This is a genomic window from Priestia sp. SIMBA_032, from assembly GCF_046535215.1.
GTDB lineage: Bacteria > Bacillota > Bacilli > Bacillales > Bacillaceae_H > Priestia > Priestia aryabhattai.
This window is the reverse complement of the sequence record NZ_JAWRXD010000493.1, coordinates 1-279: the sequence shown is the minus strand read 5'-3', so window position 1 is coordinate 279 and position 279 is coordinate 1. Positions and strand designations below refer to the sequence as shown.

At 64.5% G+C, this 279-nt stretch carries 1 pseudogene; it reads left to right on the top strand.

Annotated elements, in window-relative coordinates:
• A pseudogene (locus tag SB717_RS35270) lies at positions 1-279 on the top strand (beta-ketoacyl-[acyl-carrier-protein] synthase II); the annotation flags it as partial.

Here is a 279-nt window from a genome sequence, read left to right as displayed (position 1 = left end):
CGCCGGGCAACGACGTGATCGAGTCGCACGCAATCGCCGAGTTGTTCGGTGCTCGCATGCTGGTCAGTTCGACCAAAGGTGTCACCGGGCATCTGCTGGGCGCCGCCGGTGCCATCGAGGCGGCCTACACCTTGCTCGCGCTTGAGCACGGCCTTGTGCCGCCGACGGCCAATTTGCGCAACCCTGATCCGCAGATAGCCGTTGACCTGATCCAGGGCCAGGCGCGCGCGCAGCCAATCAAGGTGGCGCTTTCCAATTCGTTCGGATTTGGCGGCCAGA